This is a genomic window from Streptomyces sp. P9(2023), assembly GCF_032436795.1.
In the GTDB taxonomy this organism is placed as follows: domain Bacteria; phylum Actinomycetota; class Actinomycetes; order Streptomycetales; family Streptomycetaceae; genus Streptomyces.
Genome location: NZ_JAUPWM010000476.1, coordinates 1 through 272 on the forward strand (window position 1 = coordinate 1; position 272 = coordinate 272).

General features: G+C 39.3%; 1 protein-coding gene. It reads right to left on the reverse strand.

Features of this window, described 5'->3' with window-relative positions:
* Positions 1-160 precede the first annotated feature (160 nt).
* Positions 161-272: aldehyde dehydrogenase family protein (locus Q5762_RS38435; RefSeq protein WP_315896954.1), on the reverse strand; the 112-nt coding region annotated here is incomplete at its 5' end.

Consider the following 272-nt stretch of genomic DNA (forward strand, 5'->3'; position numbering starts at 1 on the left):
CTTGATGAGTCGCATGATCGATCCTTTAAGGTGAACCCCAACTTTTGATTTTCTTGTGACTTGAAAATTTATCAGACATCCTAAAACAGCCGATTATCTGATAAGCGGCTGTTGTATATTGCAGTGGTGCCATTGACGATATCTGATACCGTCAGAAATATCACTCGTCTAAATGAAGATAGATATTTTTTTCTTGGGTATAGGCATCCAAAATTGATTTGTAGGTTTCTCGGCCGATACCGGATTTTTTGTAACCACCAAAAGGCGTCCCT